This is a genomic window from Limibacillus sp., from assembly GCA_037379885.1.
Taxonomy (GTDB): domain Bacteria; phylum Pseudomonadota; class Alphaproteobacteria; order Kiloniellales; family CECT-8803; genus JARRJC01.
Genome location: JARRJC010000052.1, coordinates 1 through 15,990, shown reverse-complemented (window position 1 = coordinate 15,990; position 15,990 = coordinate 1). Strand labels below are relative to the sequence as shown.

Here is a 15,990-nt window from a genome sequence, read left to right as displayed (position 1 = left end):
TTCTGCAGTTCGGTCTCGAGTTTGTAGAAGACCCTGCTCCTCGCCCATGAGATCGGCCATCAGGAAGCCGAGCAGGTACGCCCGAAGAGGTTGAGCGCTACCGCGCGCTGGCCGCCACGCGCTTCGAGATCTTCATGAGCCGCGTCAATCTGCTGGGCGAGGGATCCTATGGCCGCGCGATGGTGCGAACCTTCTCCGAGCTCGACGGCGATCCCCTGGAAGAGATCAAGCAAATCTCCGAGAGGCTCTACCTCAGCTACCTGGACAGCGGAATCACAAAGGACTGGGCCCTTGAGATGATCGCCGACAGCGAGCGTTTGCTGCCCCTGGTCAGGGACATCTCCACGATGCTCTACACCGACAGCTCCTGGATCCGGCGCATCCACGGCGACGAGACGGAGATGATCAAATTGATCATCTATGCCTCCGCTGCGATCGGCGGGCTTCTCGCCTTTGCGGTCTTCGCGACCCTGCGTTCGGAAGGGCGCATGACCGAGCGCATGCTGGACCTGGAAAAGGAAGGCCGCATCGAAGCCCAGCGGCGGGCGGAGGCGGATGCCAAGGCCCACGAGATGCTCCTGCTGCTGCTGGAGGCCGAACGGGACGCGCGCCGCGAGGCGCTGCGCCGCTCCATCGCCGACCGCAAGTCCCAGCAGATGCTCTCCGAGATGGAAAAGGCGCGCTCTCTGTCGATCCTGACCGGCGGCGTGGCCCATGAGTTCAACAACCTGCTGATGGTGATCCACGGCAATGCGGAGCTCTTGAAGCTGACGGGCGAGGACCCCGCTGTCCTGGAGCGCATGACCGAGCGCGTGCTGAACGCCGCCAAGCAGGGGGCGAGTCTCAGCCGCCAGCTGCTCGCCTACGCCCGTCAGCAGGAACTGGACGTCAAGACCTTGCGGGTCTCGGCCATGATTGACCGCGCGGTGGAGTTCGCGCGCCCCGCGATAAAGCAGGCCGCGCATATCGAGGTGGACCCTGCGCCGCTCGACCAGGAGGTCGCAGTCGACCTGGAACAGTTCAAGGGCGTCCTTCTGAACCTTTTGCTGAACGCGCGCGAGGCCATGGGGCCGAACGGTCGTATCCGCATTTCCACGAAGACGGTTCATTTCTCGGAGTCCGAGGCGCGAAAGCGTGAACCCGTGCTCCTGCCCGGCGACTACGTGCGGGTCTCCGTCTCGGACAACGGCAGCGGCATGCCCGAGGACGTGGTCAAGCGCGCCTTCGACCCCTTCTTCACCACGAAGGAGACGGGGCGCGGCACCGGCCTGGGGCTTTCCATGGTGATCGGGTTCGTGCGGCAGTGCGGCGGCGACTGCAGCATCGACAGCGTGATCGGAGAGGGCACGACGATCCACCTCCTGCTGCCCACGCCCAAGGTCTACGAGCAGGTACGCGAGCGTCAGCGGGAAATGGAGGAAGCGGCGGGCAAGAACGACGACCTCGAGGCAGAACTGGCGGAACTCGAAGCCTCTTAGGCGGCCGCGCTGGAAGCCTTGGCCGTCAGCCGTTCGTGGTCAGCTTGTAGCCCACGCCGCGCACCGTCTTGATGCCGCTGAAGCCGGGCTTCAGGTCCTTCATCTTGTTGCGGATCCGGCAGAGGTAGACGTCCAGCGAACGGTCGGCGCCGTCCCAGTTGTTGCCGTTGAGGAAGAGGCAGATCTCGTCGCGCGGAATCTCCCGGTCCGGATTGCTCAGCAGATAACCCAGGATCGAGGCCTCCTTGTCGGTCAGCGGCACCTCGCGGTCGGAGTAGCGCAGCGACCCCGCCACGCCGTCCAACTCGAAGCCCTCCAGGCGCGCGCTCTTGGGTGTGCGCTCCTCCGGCGCGACGCGCCGCAGATTGCTGCGCACCCGCGCGGAGAGCTCAGCCAGCTCGAAGGGTTTCAGGATGTAGTCATCGGCGCCGGCGTCCAATCCCTTGACCCTGTCTTCGAGGCCGCCCCGGCCCGTCACCAGCAAGATGGGGCGGTCCGTGGTCGCCCTGATCTTGCGGGTCAGGGTGATGCCGTCGCTGTCGGGCAGGGAAAGGTCGACCAGAAAGAGAGAAGGCAGCGTGTCACCCAGGCGCTCGACCATCGCCTCGCCCTTGTGGAAGACCTCGAGGTCGAAGCCTTCGCGGCGCAGATAGGCCGTCACCAAGTCGGTGATGTCCCGATCGTCTTCGACGATCCAGATGAGCGGTTTCTTCACGGTCCCTCAACCTTAAAACGGGAGCTTTCGCCGGTTCGGATTTCAATCCGATGCATTATGTCTCAATAGTTTAAAGGATATCTTTACCGAAAGAAAAGCTATGCACGTAACAAATATTATATAGCTCTGTTAAATGGCACGGCGTCCCGTGACGTCAGGCGTGATATGAAGAGTCGCGCCCGGGTGGAGCCAGTTCACCCGCCTTAATCGCCTGGTCCGCTTGAGAGGGAAATTGGTGGAGCCGAGGGGAGTCGAACCCCTGACCTCAGCAGTGCGATTGCTGCGCTCTCCCAACTGAGCTACGGCCCCTTACCGGGATGGCCCGATGGGCCTTGCGAGGCTGCCTTCGAGCGGGCGGAATATGGGGGCAAGCGGCAGGGCCTGTCAAGCGCTCCTCTGGGGCTCGAACGCCGTCTCGCCGCAGGGACCCTTGCCGACCCGCCGGGCGGCGGCTAGCTTATGGGCGCAAATCACGCGAGGCCTTAATCCCGCGGCCCCTTTGCCGGGGCCGGAACCAAGCTTGAAGGGCAACCGGCGACCATGAACATCGTTCTCGAACCGCTTCTGCAGGTCATCCTTATTGCGATCGATATCTACATCTGGATGGTGATCGCCATGGCGATCCTGTCCTGGCTTGTGGCCTTCAACGTGATCAACACCCGCAACGACATCGTCCGGATGATCGGCGATTTCCTCTACCGGGTCACCGAGCCTGCGCTGGGTCCGATCCGCCGTATCCTGCCCAACCTCGGCGGCATCGATATCTCTCCCATCGTCTTGATCCTGGCGCTGATCTTCTTGCAGCGCATGCTCATCAACCTGCTCTTGAGCCTCTGATGACCGCCAAGCCCTATCGCCGTGGCGCGGAGGGTTTGGAGCTTTTCGTCCGCCTGCAGCCGGGGGCGTCGCGCGCGGAACTCGGCGGCCTGCGAGAAGGCGCCGGCGGCCACTTCTTTATGGAAGCGCGCGTGACGGCGCCGCCCGAGGGCGGGAAGGCCAACGCCGCTCTCTTGAAGCTGCTCTCAAAGGAGCTGGGGTTGGCCAAGAGCCGCATCAGGATCACGGCAGGAGAGAGCGCACGGGAGAAAACCCTGCGGCTCGAGGGCGATCCCGATGCGCTCAGCGCACGGCTTGAGGTGCTGCTGTCGTCATGACGGCTATCTGCGGCGCTTTCGGGAAAGGCCTGGCCGCGCGCGGCTGGCATCAAGGAGCGACTGTACGCACAAGGGGGCTGGGGAAATGAGCGACGACAAGATTATCGACGGCAAGGCATTCGCAGCGGGCCTGCGCGCCCGCGTGGCCGAGAAGGTTGCCGCCCTGAAGGCGGAGAAGGGCGTTACGCCCGGCCTCGCCGTGGTGCTGGTGGGCGAAGACCCGGCCAGCCAGGTCTATGTCCGCAACAAGGCCAAGCAGACGGTCGAGTGCGGCATGGAGTCCTTCGAACACCGCCTCTCGCCCGACACCTCGCAGGAGGACCTGCTGGCCCTGGTCGAGCAGCTCAATGCCGATGACGGCGTTCACGGCATCCTGGTGCAGCTTCCCCTGCCCAAGCAGATCGACGCCAACGCGGTGATCAACACGATCCTGCCCGAGAAGGACGTGGACGGCTTCCACGTGGTGAACGCCGGCCGGCTCATGACCGGGGCGGGCAAGCCCATGGTGCCCTGCACGCCGCTGGGCTGCCTGATGCTGCTGCTGGACCGTCACGGCGACCTCTCGGGCAAGAACGCGGTGGTCGTGGGGCGCTCGAACATTGTTGGTAAGCCCATGGCACAGCTGCTGCTCGGCGCCAACGCCACCGTGACCATCGCCCACTCCCGGACGGCCGACCTTCCCGGCGTCTGCCGGCAGGCCGACATCGTGATCGCCGCCGTGGGACGGCCCGAGATGGTCAAGGGCGACTGGATCAAGCCGGGCGCCACCGTAATCGACGTCGGCATCAACAGGGTCGAGAGCGGCACAGGCGACGGCAAGGCGCGGCTGGTCGGCGACGTGGAGTTCGCCGGGGCCGCCGAGGTGGCCGGCGCGATCACCCCGGTTCCCGGCGGCGTCGGGCCCATGACCATCGCCTGCCTGCTGGCCAACTGCGTGACGGCCGCCTACCGCGCGGCGGGTCTCGAGGATCCGGAGCTTTAGGCCCGTGCCGGAACTGCTGGGCACCCTGCACGCTCAAGCCTGCAACAACGCCTGGGCCAACCACCGGCTCTACAAGGCCTGCCGGGCGCTCAGTCCGGAAGAGTACGAACGCAAGCGCGAAAGCTTCTTCGGCTCGATCCGCCTGACGCTGGAGCACATCCTGGAGGTCGACCGCTTCTACATCGACGCGCTGAAGGAGGGCGGTCAGGGCCGGAGCGTCAGGACCGCAAGCGGCCTGGACAGCGCCGAGCTGCTGGGCGCGGCCCAAGGCGAGTCCGACAGAGAACTGATGGCCTTTTGCCGGGGCCTCAGCCTCGCCGATCTCGACAAGGTCGTGACCATGGAGCGTGAGGGATATGAGCAGTACGACTCAGCCTTGCGGGTCCTGCAGCATCTGTTCCAGCACCAGATCCATCATCGCGGCCAGGTCCATGGCCTGCTTTCGCCGACCTCGGTCGCGCCGCCCCAGTTCGACGAGTTCTTTCTCGCCGACGATCTGGACAACAGGGCGGAGTTCCTGGAGGCATTCGGCCTGACCGAGGCGGATATCTGGCGCTAAAGCCGCGCCGGCCAATCGCCGGTCAGTCCAGGCCCTCGTCGGCTTCCTCGTCGAGCGCAGGCACTTCCAGGCCCGGACGGGGCAGGGCGAGGCGGATCAGTCCCTTGATGGGCTTGTTGGGGTTCACGGGTTGGCCTCTCCGCAGGATCACGATGCGCTCCTGACGGGCCAGGTGCAGGGCCTGCTGATTGGCCGCGTTGACATAGCGCCGCCACAGGTCCGGCGGGTCCTTCTTCTTGCGCTTGGTCTCCGCATAGGCGCGCGCGGCCTGGTTCGGATCAATGCTGGCTTCCGGTCCGGCCTCGGCCAGGAGCATGAGAATGGTCTCGGCCAGAGGATCGTCGCGCGGCGGCTCTTCTTTATGGGTTTCGTCTTTCATCGCGCTTTCCTAACATGGCCCGCGCCGCCTGGCGATAGGCCATCGGGCGGGCCATTGAATGGGGGCGGGCGTAGGGCGCCGAAGATGATCGAACTCAATCAACTGATACTGGCGGTCCTGGCGTTCGTGGGCGGTCACTTCCTGCTGTCGTCGCGCGCGATGCGCGAGAACCTGGTGGAGCGGCTCGGCAACGGCGGCTTCCGTATCGCCTACAGCGCGGTCGCGGCCGCCACGCTGGCCTGGATCGTGCTCGCCTACAAAAACGCCCCCTATATCGAGGTCTGGAGCCCGCCAGCCTTCTTTTCCCACATAACGCTGGTGATCATGCCGGTCGCGGTCTTCCTGGTGGTGGCCGGGGTCACGACGCGCAGCCCCACCGCCGTGGGCGGGGACCAGTTCGACCAGCCCGACCCGAACGTACCCAACAGCGGCATCCTGCGCGTGACACGGCATCCCTTCCTCTGGGGTGTGGCCCTTTGGGCCCTGGCGCACCTGCTGGACAACGGCGATGCCGCGGCGATCATCCGGCTGATCGGCATGCTGATCCTCTGCCTGGGCGGGATGGCGCACATCGACGCGCGGCGCGCGGCCTCCATGGGGCCGTCCTGGGGACCGATCCAGATGACCACCAGCGCCATACCCTTCGCCGCCCTCGTGAGCGGGCGCACCTCCATGGATTGGGCCGGGATCGGCTGGTGGCGGCCGCTGCTGGCGCTGGTCGTGTTCCTCGCGCTCTTGCTGTCGCACCGCTGGGTGATCGGCGTCTCTCCCCTGCCGATGGCGGGCGTTTGACCGCTTGCAAGGCCGCCATGACGAAACGGCAGTGCTGCTGACCTAATCCTTGAGCTAGCCTTGGTCGCATGGAAAACGCGCGCCCGGAACCCGGACTCCTGCAAGAACTGCGCGAAGGCGCGGGCTACGCCCTGCCGCTGATCGTCTCGGTGCTGCCCTTCGCCCTGCTTTGGGGCACGCTCGCCAACCAGGCGGGTCTCTCCGCGCTGGAGACCAGCTTGATGGCGGCGCTGGTCTTCGCCGGCAGCGCGCAGTTCGTCGCGGTTGAGATCTGGAGCGCGCCTCCGGCGATCATGACCCTGGTGCTGGCCACCCTGATCGTGAACCTGCGGCATGTGCTGATGGGTGCCGCACTCGCGCCCTCTCTGCGGGGTTGGGGCCGCGCGAAGAGCCATCTGGCGCTTTTCTTCATGGCCGACGAGGTCTGGGCGCTGGCCCTGCAGAAGCGAACGCGCGGGCCCTTGACCGCCAGCTTCTACTTCGCCGTCGCCGCGACCTTCTACATCGGCTGGCTGCTCTTCACGGCGCTCGGCTACCGGGCGGGCGGCTTCATCGAGGATCCGGCGCGCTACGGTTTCGACTTCGCATTCGCGGCCGTTTTCCTCTGCCTGATCCGTTCCTTCTATGTGGAGTGGCGCAGCCTTCTGCCCTGGGCGGTCAGCGCGGCGGTCGCCGCGTTCGCCTACGGCGCGGTCGAGGGCGTCTGGTACATCCTGCTGGGCGGGATCGCGGGGGCGCTCACCGGGGCGGTCTTCCCGGCCAAGGGCAAGCCGCCGCGCGCTGAGGGGGCGCTGCCGTCATGACCCTCGACTGGCAGGTCTTCGTCACCATTCTCGGCATGGCGGGCGTCACCTACCTGACGCGCGTCCTCGGGTTCTGGATGATCGCGCGCATGACGCTGAAGGGCCGTCTGGCGGCGGCGTTGGAGGCGGTGCCGGGCGCGGTGCTGATGGCCGTGATCGCGCCGACGATCCTGCTTCAGGGGCCAGCCGAGGCCCTGGCCGCCGTGACGACGCTGCTGCTCGCCTGGCGGCTGCCGATCCTGGTCGCCGTGATCGGGGGCGTCGCCTCGGTCGTCGCCTTCCGCGCGCTTCTCGGGCTTTAGCTCTTCTTTCGCCTCTAGCCCTTCTGGCGGTTGAGCAGGCGCAGGCGCAGCGCGTTCAGCTTGATGAAGCCCTCGGCGTCGCGCTGGTCGTAGACCGAATCCTCCTCGAAGGTCACGTGCTCCATGGAATAGAGGCTGTAGGGCGACTTGCGGCCCTCCACGATCACGTTGCCCTTGTAAAGCTTCAGGCGGACCGTGCCGCTGACTTTCTCCTGGCTGCGGTCGATCAGGGCCTGGAGCATCTCGCGCTCGGGCGAGAACCAGAAGCCGTTGTAGATCAACTCCGCGTAACGCGGCATCAGCTCGTCCTTCAGGTGCATGGCGCCCCGGTCGAGCGTGATCGATTCCATGGCGCGGTGCGCGACGATCAGGATCGAGCCGCCCGGCGTCTCGTAGACACCGCGCGACTTCATGCCGACGAAGCGGCCTTCGACCAGGTCCAAGCGGCCGATCCCGTTGTCCCCGCCGAGCTTGTTGAGCTTCGTCAGAAGGGACGCGGGCGAGAGGCGCTCGCCGTCGATCGCCACCGCATCGCCCTTGTCGAACTCGATCTCGACAGTGGTGGGCTGGTCCGGCGCATCCTCCGGCGAGACCGAGCGGGAGAAGACGTACTCCTCCGGCGCCTCCCAGGGGTCTTCCAGCACCTTGCCCTCGGCGGAGATGTGCAGAAGGTTCGCGTCGACAGAGAAGGGCGCTTCGCCGCGCTTGTCCTTGGCGATGGGGATCTGGTGGCTCTCGGCGAAGTCGATCAGCTTGGTGCGGCTGGTCAGGTCCCATTCGCGCCAGGGGGCGATCACCTTGATGTCCGGCTTCAGCGCGTAGTAGCCCAGCTCGAAGCGCACCTGATCGTTGCCCTTGCCGGTCGCGCCGTGACAGACGGCGTCAGCCCCGACCTGCTCGGCGATCTCAATCTGACGCTTGGCGATCAGCGGCCGCGCGATGGAGGTGCCGAGAAGGTAGACGCCCTCGTAGACCGCGTTGGCGCGGAACATCGGGAAGACGTAGTCCTTCACGAAGGTCTCGCGCAGGTCCTCGATGAAGATGTGCTCGGGCTTGATGCCCAGCATCTCGGCTTTCTTGCGCGCGGGCTCAAGCTCCTCGCCCTGGCCGAGGTCCGCGGTGAAGGTCACCACCTCGCAGCCATAGGTTTCCTGAAGCCATTTCAGGATGACGGAGGTGTCGAGTCCGCCCGAATAGGCCAGCACTACGCGCTTGATGTCGCTCATCGAATGAATCCTCTGGGAAGAAGCCTTGTCTAGCGGTGGCGGAGTATAGGCAAAGCGGCCCGCCGGGCAAGAGCGGGCCGCCATGCGGCGAAGAATCTCCCTAAAAGCCAGCCTTCGGGGCCATTTTCAGAGTGACATCAAAGTGACATTAAACTGTAATGCTCACCCTATAAGCACGGCTGAACGTGCGCCCGGGCAAGCTCGGGGTCCGATCACGGGAAACGCAAAACCAAGGAGGCTTCTTCACAATGATTCGCTTCACCATGGCCCTTTTGGCCGGTCTCATCATGAGCTTTCCGGTTCAGGCCGAGTTCATGCTCGACTCCCGCTTCACCGACAACGACGGCGACCTGATCGCCGACATCCCCAGCGATCCGAGCCAGCAGGTCGATCCCGACACGCTGATCTTCGCCTATACGCCGGTCGAGGATCCGGCCGTTTACGCGAAGGTGTGGGACGGTTTCCTGCAGCACATGGAAGAGTTGACCGGCAAGGACGTTCAGTTCTTCCCCGTGCAGTCCAACGCGGCCCAGATCGAGGCCATGCGCGCCGGGCGTCTGCACATCGCGGGCTTCAACACCGGGTCCAATCCGCTGGCCGTGGCCTGCGCGGGCTTCCGTCCCTTCGCCATGATGGCGGCCGCCGACGGCTCCTTCGGGTATGAGATGGAAATCCTGACCTATCCCGGCTCCGGCATCGAGACGGTCGAGGACATCAAGGGCAAGCAGCTCGCCTTCACCTCCGAGACCTCGAACTCCGGTTTCAAGGCGCCCTCGGCGATCCTGAAGGCGGATTACGGCTTCACCGCGGGCGAAGACTTCGAGCCGGTCTTCTCCGGGAAGCACGACAACTCGATCCTGGGCGTGGCCAACAAGGACTATCCCGCCGCCGCGATCGCCAATTCCGTGCTGCGCCGTATGATCGACCGCGATGTGATCAAGGCCGACCAGGTGGTCTCGATCTACAAGTCGCAGACCTTCCCGACCACGGGTTACGGCATCGCCTACAACCTGAAGCCGGAACTTCAGGAGAAGATCCAGGAAGCCTTCTTCACCTTCCCCTGGGAGGGTTCGGCCCTGGAGGAGGAGTTCTCCAAGTCCGGTGAGGCGCAGTTCGTTCCCATCACCTTCAAGGGGCATTGGGAAGTGATCCGCAAGATCGACGCCGCCAACGGCGTTTCGTACGAGTGCCAGTGACCGGCGGCTGCCTCTTTCGAGGTAAACGCTAAAGGGCACTCATCCCGAATGAGGGTCGGAGGCGGCTTTCCGGCAGGACGCCGGGCCGCCTCCGCCTTTCGTTCTTGGGGCAAGCGCCGAACGGGGGACATCCTTGCTCAAGGTTCAAAACCTCACCAAGACCTACAAGACGGGCGACCGTGCGCTGACCGACGTCTCCTTCGAGGTGCCGGCCGGGCAGGTCGTCGGGCTTATCGGCCCATCCGGGGCGGGCAAGTCGACCTTGATCCGTTGCGTCAACCGGCTGGTCGAGCCGACCAAGGGCGCCATCTTCCTGAACGACGTAGACATCACCAAGATGTCGCGCGGCGACCTGCGCCGGGTGCGCCGGCGCATCGGCATGATCTTTCAGGAGTACGCGCTGGTGGAGCGCCTGACGGTCATGGAGAACGTGCTCTCCGGGCGTCTGGGCTACGTATCCTTCTGGCGATCCTTCACCCGGCGTTTCGACCAGAAGGACTTCGACAAGGCCTTCCAGCTGCTGGAGCGGGTCGGACTCTCCGACCACGCGGACAAGCGCGCCGACGCTCTCTCGGGCGGTCAGCGCCAGCGCGTCGGCATCGCCCGCGCGCTTGAACAGGACCCCGAACTGCTGCTGGTCGACGAGCCGACGGCTTCGCTCGACCCCAAGACCTCGCGCCAGATCATGCGGCTCATCAAGGAAGTCTGCGAGGAGCGCGGGCTCCCGGCCATCATCAACATCCACGACGTGCCTCTGGCCCAGGCCTTCAGCGACCGGATCATCGGCCTGCGCGCCGGTCAGGTGGTCTTCGACGGCCCGCCGGGCGACCTGGACGACAAGGTCCTGACCGAGATCTACGGCGAGGAGGACTGGACCGCGATGCAGAAGGCCAGCGAGGAAGACGAGGAGGCCGACCGTCTCCAGGAAGAACGCATGGCGGGGCTGTCCTGATCCATGGCCGGAAACGCCAGCCAGCCGCGCCGGTGGAAGCGCCCGCCGATCCTGATCAAGGATCCGCGCTGGCGCGTCATCATCTTCACCGGGACCATCGTCTATCTGATCGCCGCCATCTCGACCCTGGAGGTCAACTGGCTGCGCGTCTATGACGGCCTCGACCGCGGCTGGCGCTTCATCGAGGGCTTCCTGGTTCCCGACTTCACCAGCCGCTGGGGCGATATCTGGCAGGGCTTGGTCGAGAGCCTCACCATGACCGTCACCTCGACGGTCATCGGCGTTCTGATCTCCGTGCCCATCGGCATCGGCGCGGCGCGCAACATCGCCCCTCTGCCGGTCTATGCGGTCTGCCGCGCGATCATCGCCGTCTCCCGCTCCTTGCAGGAGATCATCATCGCGATCTTCTTCGTGGCCATGTTCGGCTTCGGGCCCTTCGCCGGAGGACATCGACGAGAGCCAGGCCGAGGCCGTGCGCGCCACCGGCGCGTCCTGGTGGCAGTTGATCAACTACGCGATCCAGCCGCAGGTCATGCCGCGCCTGATCGGGCTCTCGCTCTACCGTTTCGACATCAACTTCCGGGAGTCGGCCGTCATCGGCATCGTGGGCGCGGGCGGCATCGGCGCGACGCTGAACACCGCCATCGACCGCTATGAGTTCGATTCCGCGGGCGCGATCCTGATCATCATCATCGTGATCGTGATGCTGGCGGAATACTCCTCCGGCTTCGTGCGCAAGTGGGTGCAGTGATGCCGATCGCTCAAGCAGACGGCAAAAAGCTCTGGCAGAAGCGCACCAGCAAGCAGCAGTGGGCGCTCTGGGGCGGCTGGCTCCTGCTGGTCGCGCTCTTCGTCTTTTCCTGGGAGGTCATGACCCAGACCACGATCTGGGCCTTCGTCACCGACGCGCCGCGCCAGGCCGCCGACATCGGATCGCGGATGCTGCCGCCGCGCTGGAGCTACATCGACAAGCTGCTGCTGCCGCTTTGGGATACCCTCAACATCGCGACCCTGGGAACGCTGCTCGGCATTATCATCGCCGTGCCGGTCGCCTTCCTGGCGGCGCGCAACACCACCCCCTCGGCCACCTTCGTGCGGCCCATCGCGCTCTTGATCATCGTGTCCTCCCGCTCGATCAATTCGCTGATCTGGGCGCTGCTGCTGGTTTCGATCATCGGCCCGGGCCTGCTGGCGGGGGTGATCGCCATCGGGCTGCGCTCCATCGGCTTCGTCGCCAAGCTGCTCTATGAGGCCATCGAGGAGATCGACGAGTCGCAGGTCGAGGCCGTCACCGCGACCGGCGGCAGTTCCTGGCAGGTGATGGACTACGCGATCGTGCCCCAGGTGCTGCCGGCCTTCTTCGGCATCTCGGTTTTCCGCTGGGACATCAACATCCGCGAATCCACCATCCTCGGGCTGGTCGGCGCGGGCGGGATCGGGTTGCAGCTCCAAGCCTCCCTCAACGTGCTCGCCTGGCCGCAGGTCACCCTCATCATTCTGGTCATCCTGGCGACCGTCGTGCTGAGCGAGTGGGTCTCCGCCAAGGTGCGCCACGCCATCATCTGACATGACGGGCTTCGACGCTCTCTGGGCCTTCGAGCGCTATGAGCAGGTGCGCCCGCGCCTGCCCTCGGCGCGCGCCGAGGGGGCGGCGCAGTTGGTCGAGGGGCTGGGCGCGCTGGCCGAGCGCTATGACGGCTTCGTGCTGGACGCCTTCGGCGTGATCAACGTGGGCGAGACCGCCATCGCGGGCGCCGCGGACGGCATCGCCGGGCTTCAGGCGCTGGGCAAGACGGTGCTGGTCGTGACCAACGGCGCGACCACGCCGGGGGAGGCCACGGCAGCGAAGTACGCAAAGATGGGCCTGCCGCTGACGCGCCGCGAGGTGATCTCAAGCCGCGACGCCCTGGCCCTGGCGCTGGCGGAAGAAGAAGACGTCGGGCTCTGGGGCTTCGCCGCCACCGAAGCCTCCGAACTGGAGCAGTTCGGCACGCCCTTTTCGATTCTGGGCGAGGACCCGGAAGACTATCGCCGCGCCGAGGGCTTCGTTCTGCTCTCCAGCATTGACTGGAACGATGAGCGGCAGGCGCGGCTGGCCGCTGCGCTGGCCGAACGGCCACGGCCGCTCCTGGTTGGCAACCCCGATCTCGTCGCCCCGCGTGAGTGGGGCTTCTCCGCCGAGCCGGGCCACTACGCCCACCTGCTGGCCGACGCCGGGCTCGCCGCGCCCTCCTTCTACGGAAAGCCCTACCCGGAGGTCTTCGAGCTGGCCTCCGCGGAGCTGGCGCGGCGCGGGGTGGCGGCGGACCGCGTCTGCATGGTCGGCGACACTCTCCACACCGACATTCTGGGCGGGGCCGCTCAGGGTTGGGGCACGGTGCTGGTCACCGGTCATGGCCTCTACAGGGGCTTGGACGTGGCCGCGCTCATCGAACGCAGCGGGCTTTCGCCGGACTTCGTCACCGACTCCATCTGAGGCCGGCGCTTGCCTAAGGGCCTCAGGGTCTTAGGGCTTCAGGGTGATGGCGTAGCCCGCGTTGGAGTTGGCGTTCATCATGGGCGGCTGCTGGTTGTTGTAGTTCTGGATCGAGGTGTTGACGTTCAGGTGGATGAGGCTGCAGGTCTCGGCGATCTCGGCCAGCAGTTGGTCGCACTCCTGACGCGCCATGCGGTAGAAGCTGCGTCGCATCTGCGCCTGCGCCTCGGCCAGAGCCTCCTCCGAGGTATCCACCATGGGAATCTGCGCATTGAAGCTGACGTTGACGTTCACCGGCGCCCTGTTCGGGGAGCGCATGACGATCTCCGAAGCCGATGCGGACGCGATGCTCGCTGCGAAGGGAATGGCGACCCCGGCCACAAGGCCGGCGAAGAGAAGAGAGAGGGGCAGGCGGCTCAGGATGCGTTTGCGGATCATGGCTGAAACTCCTTCCTTGCGGCGTCATCCTGGGAGAGGAGCCTTCATTGGGGTCCCGCTTCATGGCTGGAAAGTGGCGGCAATGGGGAGTTTTCCGGCAAGCCCGCCTGGGCCGTCAGAAGGTGTCCCGGCGCTCCGGCAACTTTGGTCTTAACGCCATTTGAAGGGCGTGAAGCGGCAAGACAACCGCCTCCACGTCTGATTTTCTGACCTGGAAAAGCCAAAGCCGCTGGCGGTTCGCCGCCGTTCGGGAGGGTGCAGATGACCATGACCAACGGTGCTCTGGATGCGGAGTTCTATCGGCGTGAGGGGTATCTGTCGCCCGTCCCGCTCATGAGCGAGGCGGAAGCCCTTTCGCACCGGCGGGCCTTGGAGCAGGCCGAGGCGAAGCTCGGCCCCCTGCACTACAGGACCAAGCCCTATTTCCTATTTTCGTCGGCCAACGCACTGGGCCGCCATCCGCGCCTGCTCGACGCCGTGGAGGCGTTGATCGGTCCCGATATCCTGCTCTGGGATTCAGCTTATGTGATCAAGGAGCCGGGCAGCGCCAAGAAGGTCTCTTGGCATCAGGATCTGACCTATTGGGGGCTTTCCTCCGACCAGTTGGTGACCGCCTGGATCGCGCTCTCCCCGGCGACGCTGGAGAGCGGCTGCATGCAGTTCTGGCCCGGGTCCCACCGGGGCGGCAAGATCGCGCATCGCGACGGGCGCAGCGACGACAACATCCTTCACCGGGGCCAGACCGTGGATGCGGAAATCCCCGAGGCCGAGATCATTGCTGCTGAGTTGCGGCCGGGCGAGGCTTCCCTGCATCACGGCTGGCTGATGCACGGCTCGGGACCCAACCGCTCCTGGCGCCCTCGGTAAAGCAGCTCTTCACGGACAGCGAAGGCGCGACGCTGGTGCGCGGCCAGGACCGCTTCGGCCATTTCGCGCCGGAGCCGGCCTTCACAACCGACTTCGATCCCGCGCTGATCGCCCACCAGGCGGAGGCCGAGCGCCTGAAGCACGCGGTCTACGACAGCGCCACCTAATCCTGCCAGACCCGCCGCGGACGGAAGCTCTTCATTGTCCCATCGTTGATTGTGGCGTAGCTCGTCGCCGCCTGAAAGACGAGCTCGACCACCCCATCGTTTACAGGGTTGGGCGTGATCGCGCCGCTGAGTTCATGCAGACCCGCCTCCTCGACCGACCCGAGCCGCAAGTGCGCTGCGCTAACGCCGTTCACCTTTAGGGTCAGATCGAAAGGAAAGAGCTCCGGGCGCGCAGGTACATCTATCTCCGCATGGACGCGTTGGGCGCCGGTCTTGCGGCGCAATAGCAGGATCGCTCTGGGTGAAGCGAAGGGCAGGGCGCTGAAAGGGTCGCGCCGGTCCGCGGGCCAGAAGCCACCCATCAACCCCATGACCGCCGCTTCGTCGACGGGAGGCCTGAAATCCGCCGCTTCTTGCAGCGGCGCCACCTTGATCCTGTCCAACGTGGAACGGACGGTGGCCGGAGAGATGCGGTGATCCGTTTCAAGCGACAGAGAGGGATGGTGTTCGGGCAGGTCTTCGCCATCTGATAGCGGGTGAGCAGGACGGGACTTTGGAGCCCAACGCGTTCGAAGGATTCCAGCGCTTTCAGAGTGAAGGCGGGATTGGCGTCCAGCACGGAGATCAGTAACCTCCCACCGCTTTCCTGCAGCAGCGTCTCCAGCCGCAACAGGGATAATGCCGCGCGCCGCCACAGGGCTTCCCCGGTTGGCGCGATCCCCGCCGCGGGCTTCAGGTTGGCTGTGCCGAGGAAGAGATTGACGTTTCCTGGATTGGTGTAGCCCGATCCAAGAGCCCGCTCTTGCGCTGAAAACCGCAAGGATGCGTGGCCGCTACCGTTCACACCGGCCGTCGGGAGGATGTCATTATGAACCATCAAGAGTAGAACGAGGTCGGGCTCGTAGGACGAGCGTTCCTCTTCGGCGACGAATTGCCCGACCGCAACGGAGTCGCCCAGGACCACGATGCGGTAAGCGCCTTGTTTCGCGCCATAGGGGCGGCTGCTTCGCAATCCGGCGTTATTGGATTGCACGGCGTGCCCTTCCACTCTGAGTTCCTTGTTGGGCTTCATCATGCGGGCGATGAGCGGGTCCGGGTCGACGTCCCAGGGCCCCGTCAGGTTGCTGGCCAATTGGCTCAGGACTTCCTGTCTCTCGCTCTCTGGCAAGCGCGAAAGCAGTTGGCCCGCGGGAATTTGGTCAAGTAGTGCGCGCATCGCAGGCGGTGCTACCCTGTCCCATAGCAGAGCGCCCAGCCCGAAGAACAAAGCTACCGGCAAGAAGATGATCACGAGCCAGAAGAGACCTCTGCGGCTGGGTCGGAAATTTGGCATCGGGCGGCCCCTTTCTCTGCGCTTCACGAATCGGGGGACGATCATAAGGGTCCCCGGGAGTTCGGCGTAATATATTCATATTTTATCATCCTATAGGAGACTTGATGCGCAGGGCGCCATCGCGTTGCCGCCTTTGGGCCCGTTGCTCCGAGTTTGGCCTCAGCGTCACGG

20 protein-coding genes, 1 tRNA gene and 1 pseudogene are annotated in these 15,990 nt (G+C 65.2%); 15 read left to right on the top strand and 7 right to left on the bottom strand.

What is annotated here, in order from left to right; genetic code table 11:
* Nucleotides 1–134 precede the first annotated feature (134 nt).
* Nucleotides 135–1,478 (top strand): ATP-binding protein, encoded by a 1,344-nt coding sequence (locus P8X75_12900; GenBank protein MEJ1996084.1) that lies wholly within the window; start codon nt 135–137, stop codon nt 1,476–1,478.
* A gap of 25 nt (nt 1,479–1,503) precedes the next feature.
* Here P8X75_12900 and P8X75_12895 read toward each other — a convergent pair whose 3' ends face one another.
* Both P8X75_12895 and P8X75_12890 read right to left on the bottom strand, forming a co-directional pair.
* Nucleotides 1,504–2,193: a response regulator transcription factor gene (locus tag P8X75_12895; GenBank protein ID MEJ1996083.1), complete on the bottom strand. Its 690-nt coding sequence runs from the start codon at nt 2,191–2,193 to the stop codon at nt 1,504–1,506.
* 233 nt (nt 2,194–2,426) lie between these two features.
* Nucleotides 2,427–2,502, bottom strand: a tRNA-Ala gene (locus tag P8X75_12890).
* Nucleotides 2,503–2,733: 231 nt separating this feature from the next.
* Between P8X75_12890 and P8X75_12885 the strand changes: the two genes are divergently transcribed.
* The 4 genes from P8X75_12885 (at nt 2,734) to P8X75_12870 (ending at nt 4,888) form a co-directional block, all read left to right on the top strand.
* The gene (locus P8X75_12885; GenBank protein ID MEJ1996082.1) at nt 2,734–3,030 is read left to right on the top strand and encodes a YggT family protein; all 297 of its coding nucleotides are present in this window, start codon (nt 2,734–2,736) and stop codon (nt 3,028–3,030) included.
* Complete coding sequence (locus P8X75_12880) at nt 3,030–3,347, top strand: DUF167 family protein (protein MEJ1996081.1); 318 nt, start codon at nt 3,030–3,032, stop codon at nt 3,345–3,347. The genes P8X75_12885 and P8X75_12880 overlap by 1 nt, the downstream gene beginning before the upstream one ends.
* A gap of 85 nt (nt 3,348–3,432) precedes the next feature.
* Nucleotides 3,433–4,329, top strand: coding sequence for a bifunctional methylenetetrahydrofolate dehydrogenase/methenyltetrahydrofolate cyclohydrolase FolD (folD, locus tag P8X75_12875; GenBank protein ID MEJ1996080.1), 897 nt, complete (start codon nt 3,433–3,435; stop codon nt 4,327–4,329).
* Between the two features lie 4 nt (nt 4,330–4,333).
* Nucleotides 4,334–4,888, top strand: coding sequence for a DinB family protein (locus tag P8X75_12870; GenBank protein ID MEJ1996079.1), 555 nt, complete (start codon nt 4,334–4,336; stop codon nt 4,886–4,888).
* Nucleotides 4,889–4,910: 22 nt separating this feature from the next.
* Here the strand turns inward: P8X75_12870 and P8X75_12865 are convergent, their stop codons facing one another.
* A complete protein-coding gene (locus tag P8X75_12865; protein ID MEJ1996078.1) occupies nt 4,911–5,267 on the bottom strand; it encodes a DUF3253 domain-containing protein in 357 nt (118 codons plus the stop codon).
* A gap of 84 nt (nt 5,268–5,351) precedes the next feature.
* On the opposite strand from P8X75_12865, the gene P8X75_12860 reads away from it, so the two are divergent.
* From P8X75_12860 to P8X75_12850, 3 genes are all read left to right on the top strand, one after another.
* On the top strand, nt 5,352–6,059 hold the full coding sequence (locus P8X75_12860; GenBank protein ID MEJ1996077.1) for an NnrU family protein: 708 nt from the start codon (nt 5,352–5,354) through the stop codon (nt 6,057–6,059).
* Between the two features lie 68 nt (nt 6,060–6,127).
* The gene (locus P8X75_12855) at nt 6,128–6,862 is read left to right on the top strand and encodes an AzlC family ABC transporter permease (protein MEJ1996076.1); all 735 of its coding nucleotides are present in this window, start codon (nt 6,128–6,130) and stop codon (nt 6,860–6,862) included.
* Nucleotides 6,859–7,164 (top strand): AzlD domain-containing protein, encoded by a 306-nt coding sequence (locus P8X75_12850; protein MEJ1996075.1) that lies wholly within the window; start codon nt 6,859–6,861, stop codon nt 7,162–7,164. The genes P8X75_12855 and P8X75_12850 overlap by 4 nt, the downstream gene beginning before the upstream one ends.
* 14 nt (nt 7,165–7,178) lie before the next feature.
* Here the strand turns inward: P8X75_12850 and P8X75_12845 are convergent, their stop codons facing one another.
* Complete coding sequence (locus tag P8X75_12845) at nt 7,179–8,390, bottom strand: argininosuccinate synthase (GenBank protein MEJ1996074.1); 1,212 nt, start codon at nt 8,388–8,390, stop codon at nt 7,179–7,181.
* 248 nt (nt 8,391–8,638) lie between these two features.
* Here P8X75_12845 and phnD point away from each other — a divergent pair, with 248 nt between their 5' ends.
* The 5 genes and pseudogenes from phnD (at nt 8,639) to P8X75_12820 (ending at nt 13,014) form a co-directional block, all read left to right on the top strand.
* Nucleotides 8,639–9,586, top strand: coding sequence for a phosphate/phosphite/phosphonate ABC transporter substrate-binding protein (phnD, locus tag P8X75_12840; protein ID MEJ1996073.1), 948 nt, complete (start codon nt 8,639–8,641; stop codon nt 9,584–9,586).
* Nucleotides 9,587–9,719: 133 nt separating this feature from the next.
* Entirely contained in the window at nt 9,720–10,538 is an 819-nt protein-coding gene (phnC, locus tag P8X75_12835) for a phosphonate ABC transporter ATP-binding protein (GenBank protein ID MEJ1996072.1), read from the top strand.
* Nucleotides 10,539–10,541: 3 nt separating this feature from the next.
* Nucleotides 10,542–11,289, top strand: a pseudogene (locus P8X75_12830) (ABC transporter permease subunit).
* A complete protein-coding gene (gene phnE, locus P8X75_12825; GenBank protein MEJ1996071.1) occupies nt 11,289–12,104 on the top strand; it encodes a phosphonate ABC transporter, permease protein PhnE in 816 nt (271 codons plus the stop codon). The pseudogene P8X75_12830 and the gene phnE overlap by 1 nt, the downstream one beginning before the upstream one ends.
* A gap of 1 nt (nt 12,105) precedes the next feature.
* Complete coding sequence (locus P8X75_12820; protein MEJ1996070.1) at nt 12,106–13,014, top strand: HAD-IIA family hydrolase; 909 nt, start codon at nt 12,106–12,108, stop codon at nt 13,012–13,014.
* A gap of 30 nt (nt 13,015–13,044) precedes the next feature.
* Here P8X75_12820 and P8X75_12815 read toward each other — a convergent pair whose 3' ends face one another.
* Nucleotides 13,045–13,452: a hypothetical protein gene (locus P8X75_12815; protein ID MEJ1996069.1), complete on the bottom strand. Its 408-nt coding sequence runs from the start codon at nt 13,450–13,452 to the stop codon at nt 13,045–13,047.
* 261 nt (nt 13,453–13,713) lie between these two features.
* Here P8X75_12815 and P8X75_12810 point away from each other — a divergent pair, with 261 nt between their 5' ends.
* On the top strand, nt 13,714–14,319 hold the full coding sequence (locus P8X75_12810) for a phytanoyl-CoA dioxygenase family protein (GenBank protein ID MEJ1996068.1): 606 nt from the start codon (nt 13,714–13,716) through the stop codon (nt 14,317–14,319).
* A gap of 35 nt (nt 14,320–14,354) precedes the next feature.
* Nucleotides 14,355–14,486, top strand: coding sequence for a hypothetical protein (locus P8X75_12805; GenBank protein ID MEJ1996067.1), 132 nt, complete (start codon nt 14,355–14,357; stop codon nt 14,484–14,486).
* Here the strand turns inward: P8X75_12805 and P8X75_12800 are convergent.
* Together P8X75_12800 and P8X75_12795 are read right to left on the bottom strand one after the other, a co-directional pair.
* Nucleotides 14,483–14,857 (bottom strand): hypothetical protein, encoded by a 375-nt coding sequence (locus tag P8X75_12800; GenBank protein ID MEJ1996066.1) that lies wholly within the window; start codon nt 14,855–14,857, stop codon nt 14,483–14,485. The genes P8X75_12805 and P8X75_12800 overlap by 4 nt on opposite strands.
* Nucleotides 14,848–15,777, bottom strand: coding sequence for a hypothetical protein (locus tag P8X75_12795; protein MEJ1996065.1), 930 nt, complete (start codon nt 15,775–15,777; stop codon nt 14,848–14,850). Before P8X75_12795 ends, P8X75_12800 begins: the two co-directional genes overlap by 10 nt.
* Between the last annotated feature and the right edge of the window lie 213 nt (nt 15,778–15,990).

Bases quoted from the DNA above. Each gene is read 5' to 3' on its own strand.
- P8X75_12900 (MEJ1996084.1), top strand. From the start codon at position 135: ATGAGCCGCGTCAATCTGCTGGGCGAGGGATCCTATGGCCGCGCGATG.
- P8X75_12885 (MEJ1996082.1), top strand. From the start codon at position 2,734: ATGAACATCGTTCTCGAACCGCTTCTGCAGGTCATCCTTATTGCGATC.
- P8X75_12880 (MEJ1996081.1), top strand. From the start codon at position 3,030: ATGACCGCCAAGCCCTATCGCCGTGGCGCGGAGGGTTTGGAGCTTTTC.
- folD (MEJ1996080.1), top strand. From the start codon at position 3,433: ATGAGCGACGACAAGATTATCGACGGCAAGGCATTCGCAGCGGGCCTG.
- P8X75_12865 (MEJ1996078.1), bottom strand. From the start codon at position 5,267: ATGAAAGACGAAACCCATAAAGAAGAGCCGCCGCGCGACGATCCTCTG.
- P8X75_12860 (MEJ1996077.1), top strand. From the start codon at position 5,352: ATGATCGAACTCAATCAACTGATACTGGCGGTCCTGGCGTTCGTGGGC.
- P8X75_12855 (MEJ1996076.1), top strand. From the start codon at position 6,128: ATGGAAAACGCGCGCCCGGAACCCGGACTCCTGCAAGAACTGCGCGAA.
- P8X75_12850 (MEJ1996075.1), top strand. From the start codon at position 6,859: ATGACCCTCGACTGGCAGGTCTTCGTCACCATTCTCGGCATGGCGGGC.
- P8X75_12845 (MEJ1996074.1), bottom strand. From the start codon at position 8,390: ATGAGCGACATCAAGCGCGTAGTGCTGGCCTATTCGGGCGGACTCGAC.
- phnD (MEJ1996073.1), top strand. From the start codon at position 8,639: ATGATTCGCTTCACCATGGCCCTTTTGGCCGGTCTCATCATGAGCTTT.
- phnE (MEJ1996071.1), top strand. From the start codon at position 11,289: ATGCCGATCGCTCAAGCAGACGGCAAAAAGCTCTGGCAGAAGCGCACC.
- P8X75_12820 (MEJ1996070.1), top strand. From the start codon at position 12,106: ATGACGGGCTTCGACGCTCTCTGGGCCTTCGAGCGCTATGAGCAGGTG.
- P8X75_12815 (MEJ1996069.1), bottom strand. From the start codon at position 13,452: ATGATCCGCAAACGCATCCTGAGCCGCCTGCCCCTCTCTCTTCTCTTC.
- P8X75_12810 (MEJ1996068.1), top strand. From the start codon at position 13,714: ATGACCATGACCAACGGTGCTCTGGATGCGGAGTTCTATCGGCGTGAG.
- P8X75_12800 (MEJ1996066.1), bottom strand. From the start codon at position 14,857: ATGGGGTTGATGGGTGGCTTCTGGCCCGCGGACCGGCGCGACCCTTTC.